The sequence below is a fragment of the Stenotrophomonas sp. TWI1409 genome (assembly GCF_039673015.1).
Taxonomy (GTDB): Bacteria; Pseudomonadota; Gammaproteobacteria; order Xanthomonadales; family Xanthomonadaceae; genus Stenotrophomonas; species Stenotrophomonas maltophilia_A.
The window spans coordinates 1-6,102 of sequence record NZ_JBDJKU010000121.1; the positions used below are offsets into that span (position 1 = coordinate 1).

General features: G+C 67.0%; 5 protein-coding genes. All 5 read right to left on the reverse strand.

Annotation, left to right across the window (positions count from 1 at the left end):
• Positions 1-155: 155 nt before the first annotated feature.
• Positions 156-668, reverse strand: a complete 513-nt coding sequence (locus ABE423_RS20350) for a GNAT family N-acetyltransferase (RefSeq protein WP_032128517.1) — start codon at positions 666-668, stop codon at positions 156-158.
• 81 nt (positions 669-749) lie between these two features.
• On the reverse strand, positions 750-1,775 hold the full coding sequence (locus tag ABE423_RS20355; protein WP_346487317.1) for a copper resistance protein B: 1,026 nt from the start codon (positions 1,773-1,775) through the stop codon (positions 750-752).
• The gene (locus ABE423_RS20360) at positions 1,772-3,583 is read right to left on the reverse strand and encodes a copper resistance system multicopper oxidase (RefSeq protein ID WP_346487319.1); all 1,812 of its coding nucleotides are present in this window, start codon (positions 3,581-3,583) and stop codon (positions 1,772-1,774) included. The genes ABE423_RS20355 and ABE423_RS20360 overlap by 4 nt, the downstream gene beginning before the upstream one ends.
• Before the next feature lie 75 nt (positions 3,584-3,658).
• The gene (locus ABE423_RS20365; protein WP_049400501.1) at positions 3,659-4,042 is read right to left on the reverse strand and encodes a CopL family metal-binding regulatory protein; all 384 of its coding nucleotides are present in this window, start codon (positions 4,040-4,042) and stop codon (positions 3,659-3,661) included.
• A gap of 85 nt (positions 4,043-4,127) precedes the next feature.
• Positions 4,128-5,933 (reverse strand): DNA helicase RecQ, encoded by a 1,806-nt coding sequence (gene recQ, locus ABE423_RS20370; RefSeq protein ID WP_049463264.1) that lies wholly within the window; start codon positions 5,931-5,933, stop codon positions 4,128-4,130.
• Between the last annotated feature and the right edge of the window lie 169 nt (positions 5,934-6,102).

Genomic DNA, 6,102 nt, shown 5'->3' on the forward strand with positions numbered 1-6,102 from the left:
CGCCTGGGGTGTCTTCAAAAGCGGCCGGGACTTCGATCCGGCCATGCTGAAGGTGGGTCAAGCCTGCTTCCAGCAGGCTTGACCACGAACATAGGATCTCGACTCTACAGGTTAGGTGCAGTCGAGCATGGCTCGACTCTACATGGAGCGCGTGATCACGGCCGCCGCAGGATGAACTCGCGGTCGTGGGTGTCGCCGACGATGAAGTCGTACTCGCCAACCTTGCTGCAGCCGTAACGCGCATAGAAGCGCTGTGCGCCGAAATTCTCTTCCCACACGCCCACCCACAGGGTGCGGCGCTGCGGCTGGTCCAGCCAGGCCATGAACGCGTCCATCATGCGTGCACCATGGCCGCCGTTCTGGTGTGCGGCCAGGATGTAGAACCGCTTCAGTTCGATGTCGCCGTCGCGTGCATCCGTGTGCGGCAGGGTGTTGGCACCGGCGGCCAGATAGCCGACCACGGCGTCACCGTCCATCAACAGCCAGATGGCACTGCGTGGATCGGACAGTTCGATGCGCTGCGGCTCGCTGCTGTAGTGCGCCTGCAGGAAATCGTGCAGCTCCTGCGGCGGATAGGAATCGCCCCAGGTTTCGTTGTAGGTGGCAATCGCGATGGCCGACAGCGCGTCGACGTCGGCAAGGGTGGCGCGGCGGATCTGCAACGACATAGCGGTGCCTGCATTGGAACGTGGCGCAGTGTAGCCGGCCCCGGCGGCTGCCGGGGCTGGCCATTGCTCACGAACTGCTGCTCAGAACCACATGCGCACGCCGGCCACCCAGCGTGTGTCGCGTGCGTGGTCACCGGCGTAGTCGGCGGTGTCACCAAACGTGCGTTCGTGGCTGATGCCGATGTAGGGCGCGAAGCGGCGGCTGAACTCATAGCGCAGTCGCAGCCCGGCTTCGACCTTGTTCAGGCCACGGCCGATGCCGTACTCCTTTTCGTCCTTGGCCGCGACGGTGGCTTCCAGCAGCGGCTGCAGAATCAGGCGGTTGGTCAGCAGCACGTCGTACTCGACCTCGGCCTTGGCCAGCACCTGGCCGCCGGAGCCCATGTACAGCGTGGCCGAGCTCTCGAACTTGTACGGCGCCAGGCCCTGGATGCCGACGGCCGCCCATGTGCGCGAGTCGGCCGGGCGGAAGTCCTGGCGCACGCCGACCAGCACGTCCCACCACGGCGACACGCTGCGGCCATAAAGCGCTTCCAGCGACGACGACTCGGTGCGGCCACGGCTGCGTTCGCCATCGGTGCGCAGCCACAGGCGGTTGATGTTGCCGCCGATCCAACCGGTCGCTTCCCAGGCCTGACCATTGCTGCTCTTGCCATCCCAATGTTCCAGACGGTCGATCAGCAGCAGGCTGTTGATCTCTGGCGCATGTTCCATCGCACCGTGGGCGATGGGCGGGAAGGCCGCGGCGCGGTCGGCATCGGTCGGCACCGGGATGGGTTCGCGCGGTTCGGTCGGTGCAGGCGATCCGTGGCCCATCGCGGCGTGGTCCATCGTGGAATGATCCATCGTGGAATGGTCCATCGTCGCCGGCTGCCTCGCGCCATGATCCATCTTCGAGTGATCCATGGCTGAGTGGTCCATCGCGCCCGAATCCATCTTCGAATGATCCATCTTCGAATGATCGACAGGTTCGACCGGCGTCTTCGCGGTTTTCGCGGGCGGATCCATCGCGGCCATGTCATGACCAGCGTGCGACTGCGCGAACACCGGCAATGCAGCGGCCAGGCCCAGGGCCAGCAGGCTGGGGGAAAGCAGTGAGCGGCTCATTCTTCGATCCTCACTTCGCGCATCATGCCCGCTTCCATGTGGTACAGCAGATGGCAGTGGTAGGCCCAGCGGCCGAGTGCATCGGCGCGCACGCGATAGCTGCGGCGGGTGCCCGGCGGCATGTCGATGGTGTGCTTGCGCAGCTGGAACTCGCCCTGTGCGTTTTCCAGATCGCTCCACACGCCGTGCAGATGGATCGGGTGCTGCATCATGGTGTCGTTGACCAGCACGATGCGCATGCGCTCGCCGTAGTTCAGCCGCAGTGGTTCGGCGCTGGCGAACGGGATGCCATCGAACGACCAGGAGAACTTCTCCATGTGTCCGGTCAGGTGCAGTTCGATCTCGCGGCTCGGCTCGCGGCCATCCGGGTCTTCGAACAGGCTGCGCATCGCGCCGTAGGTCAGCACCTGGCGGCCGTTGTCGCGCAGGCCGATGCCGGGGTCGTCCAGCTTCGGTTCGGAGGCCGAGCTCTGCATGTCCACCAGCGGGTTGTTGCGTTCGCTGGCAGGGTGCTTCGGTGCCTTGCTGGCGGCATCGCCGCCGCCGTGCGCGCCGTGGCCCATGCTGGCGCCGCAGCCACCTTCCATGCTTTTCATCGCGGCCATGTCGTGACCGCCGTGGCCACCACTGCCCTTGTCGTGACCCATGTCGCTCATCGTCAGCAACGGACGTGGGTCGCGCGCGGGAATCGGTGCCTGCAGGCCATGGCGAACCGCCAGTGTTCCGGCGGCGTAGCCGGTGCGGCCCATGTCCTGGCAGAAGATCGTGTAGGCATCCTGGCCGCTCGGTTCGACGATCACATCGTAGGTTTCGGCCGGGGCGATGCGGAATTCGTCGATGCTCACCGGGTGGATGTACTGGCCGTCGGCAGCGACCACGGTCATCTTCAGGCCAGGAATGCGTACGTCGAAGTAGGTCATCGACCCGCCATTGATGAAGCGCAGCAGCACCTTCTCGCCGCTGCGGAACAGGCCGGTCCAGTTGCCGGCCGGGGCGGTGCCGTTCATCAGGTAGGTATAGGTGTGCGCGTTGATGTCGGAGATATCGGTGGGCGTCATCCGCATCCGGCCCCACATGCCACGGTCGGACAGCGCCGCCGACCAGCCGTCGCGTTTCGCGTCGCGCAGGAAGTCCGGCAGCGTGCGCATGTAGTAATTGTCGTAGGCCGCCAGCTTCTTCATGCGGCGGAACAGCGCGCCCGGGTCCATGTCGGTCCAGTCCGACAGCATGATCACGTGCTCGCGGTCGTGGTGGTACGGCGCCGGTTCGGCCGGGTCGATGATCAGCGCGCCGTACAGACCAGCCTGCTCCTGGAACATGGAGTGGCTGTGGTACCAGTAGGTGCCCGACTGCTTCAGCTCGAAGTGGTAGTGGTAGGTCTCGCCGGGGCCGATGCCGTTGAAGCTCAGGCCGGGCACGCCGTCCATGTTGGCGGGCAGCAGGATGCCGTGCCAGTGGATCGAGGTCGGGTGGCGTTCCAGCGTGTTGCGCACGAACAGGTCGACGGTCTGGCCTTCGCGCCAGCGCAGGATCGGTGCCGGCAGCGAGCCGTTGACGGTGATCGCCGGGCGGGTGCGGCCGGTGAAATTGGCGAGCGATTCGCCGATGGCCAGTTCGATGCGGGTGTCGCTGAGCACGGCGGGGGCGCCGGCCAGCCGTGGGGCGGCCGTGGCGGCGGCGAGCGCGCGCTGCGGCACGCCGACAGCGGCGATGCCGGCAACCACGCCGCCGGCGGCCAGGCCCTGCACGAACAGGCGGCGCGACGGCATGGGCACAGCGCCCGGACCGGGGGGAATGCGGGTATTCATGATGGTGACTCCAGACACGTAAAGACGCCGGCAGGCGGCCGGCTGCGGTGCGCAGGGCGCACGATGCGTGTGGAATCAGCCGATGGGAGGACGCGAGATCGGCGGCAGCGGCGGCGCCGGGCGGCCATTGGCCGGCATCGGCTGCGGGGCCAGCGACAATGCCGGGCCGGCCATGACCGGCAACGGCAGCACTACCAGCAGCGGGTGCTGGGCACAGCTGCGCACGCAGTCCTTGATCTGGCAATGAGCGTCATGGGCGGGGGCCTTGGCCTGCGGAGCCTCGTCGGCCTGCATGCCGGCGTGGTGGTGGCAGTCGGCGGTGCCGCCGTCAACAGCAGTGGCTACGGCGTGCGCCATCCGGCCCATTTCCTCGTGACCACTGGCCATGGCCGCGTTCAGCCCGTTGAGCAACAGGCTGAGCATGAGCACGACACGGAGCAGGGTCGAGGCCAGGGACATGACGCTAATCTAGCTGCAAGCGGGCGCGGATGCACTTCAGGCTGAATGGCCGGTTCAAGGTTGGACCAGCACCAATGTAGAGCCGCTATCCTTCTTCGCGCACGATCTCGACCAGGCGCGGGCCGTAGCGGCTCAGCTTGGTGCCGCCGATGCCGCCGACCCGGGCCAGTTCGTCCAGGCTGGTCGGGCGCTGTTCGGCGATGTTGCGCAGAGTGCTGTCGTGGAAGATCACGAAGGCCGGCACATTCTGTTCGCGGGCCAGTTCGGCACGCAGGCCGCGCAGCGCGTTGAACAGCGCCAGATCCTGCGGCAGCACCGACAGGCCGGTGCGCTGCGCGCTGCGCTCGCGCCCGCTGGTGCTGCTGGCCGGGTCGCGGCGCATGCTGATCTGGCGGCGGCCGGTCAGCACGTCGCGGCTTGCATCGGTCAGGCGCAGGCCACCGTGGCCCTCGCTGTCCACTTCCAGCAGGCTGGCGGCGACCAGCTGGCGGAACACGCTGCGCCAGGTGCGCGCGTCGAGGTCGCGGCCGATCGCGTAGGTGCTGAGCTTGTCGTGGCCCTGCTGCTTCACCTTTTCGTTCTCGCTGCCGCGCAGGACATCGATCAGGTGGCCGACGCCGAAACGCTGGCCGCTGCGATAGACACAGCTCAGCGCCTTCTGCGCCGGGATGGTCGCGTCCCAGGAGGCGGGCGGGGTCAGGCAGTTGTCGCAGTTGCCGCAGGGCTGGGGATAGGTCTCGCCGAAACCGGCCAGCAGCACCTGGCGGCGGCACTGCATGGATTCGCAGTAGCCCAGCAGGTGGTCCAGCTTGGACCGCTCCAGCTGCTTGCGCTCTTCGCCGGCTTCGGACTGCTCGATCATCTGCTTGAGCAGCACCACGTCACCCAGGCCGTAGCACAGCCAGGCCTCGGCGGCCTCGCCATCACGGCCGGCGCGGCCGGTTTCCTGGTAGTAGCCTTCCATCGACTTGGGCAGATCGGTATGCGCGACGAAACGCACGTCCGGCTTGTCGATGCCCATGCCGAAGGCGATGGTGGCGCACATCACGATACCGTCCTCGCGCAGGAAGCGGCGCTGGTTGCTGGCGCGTACTTCCGGTGGCAGGCCGGCATGGTAGGGCAGGGCGTTGAAGCCCTGGCCGCAGAGGAATTCGGCGGTCTCTTCGACCTTGCGCCGCGACATGCAGTAGACGATGCCGGCCTCGCCGCGGTGGCCGCGCAGGAAATCGGTCAGCTGCTTGCGGGCGTTGTCCTTCTGCACCACGGTGTAGCGGATGTTGGGGCGATCGAAGGAGCTGACGAAGTGGCGTGCTTCCTGCAGATCGAGGCGCTCGGCGATCTCGCGCTGGGTCGGCGGATCGGCGGTGGCGGTGAGCGCGATCCGCGGGATCTGTGGCCAACGCTCGTGCAGCACGGTCAGCTGGCGGTACTCGGGGCGGAAATCATGGCCCCACTGCGACACGCAGTGTGCTTCGTCGATGGCGAACAGGGCGATCTGGCTGCGCGACAGCAGTGACAGGAAGCGGCCGGTCAGCAGCCGCTCGGGAGCGACATAGAGCATGTCCAGCTCGCCGGCGAGCAGTTCGCGCTCGACGCGCCCGGCGGTCTCGGCATCCAGGGTGGAATTCAGGTACTCGGCACGCACGCCGAGCTGGCGCAGGGCTTCGACCTGATCCTGCATCAGCGCGATCAGCGGCGAGATGACGATGCCACAACCGTCACGCAGCAGGGCCGGCACCTGGTAGCAGAGCGACTTGCCGCCGCCGGTGGGCATCAGCACCAGGGCATCATGACCGGCAGCCACATGCTCCACGATGTCCTGCTGGGGACCACGGAAATCGTCGTAACCAAAGACGCGTTGGAGCAGGTCGTGCGCGGGACGGGAAGCCATCCGGCTAGTTTACCCCGGCGGGGGTTCGGCAGGGCTGCGCCCTGCACCTGCAGAAGCCTTCAAGCCAGAGCAACGTCAAAGGCAACAGCCGGCTCTGGGGTGATCCGTGGGTTGGCGGGGCGGTGTCGGATTGCGGGGACGCCGCAAGTACGTCCGTGTAGGCTTGGCA

What these genes read in the sequence shown, in the direction of transcription:
- ABE423_RS20350 (WP_032128517.1), bottom strand. Translation starts at nt 668, where the DNA reads ATGTCGTTGCAGATCCGCCGCGCCACCCTTGCCGACGTCGACGCGCTG.
- ABE423_RS20355 (WP_346487317.1), bottom strand. Translation starts at nt 1,775, where the DNA reads ATGAGCCGCTCACTGCTTTCCCCCAGCCTGCTGGCCCTGGGCCTGGCC.
- ABE423_RS20360 (WP_346487319.1), bottom strand. Translation starts at nt 3,583, where the DNA reads ATGAATACCCGCATTCCCCCCGGTCCGGGCGCTGTGCCCATGCCGTCG.
- recQ (WP_049463264.1), bottom strand. Translation starts at nt 5,933, where the DNA reads ATGGCTTCCCGTCCCGCGCACGACCTGCTCCAACGCGTCTTTGGTTAC.
- ABE423_RS20365 (WP_049400501.1), bottom strand. Translation starts at nt 4,042, where the DNA reads ATGTCCCTGGCCTCGACCCTGCTCCGTGTCGTGCTCATGCTCAGCCTG.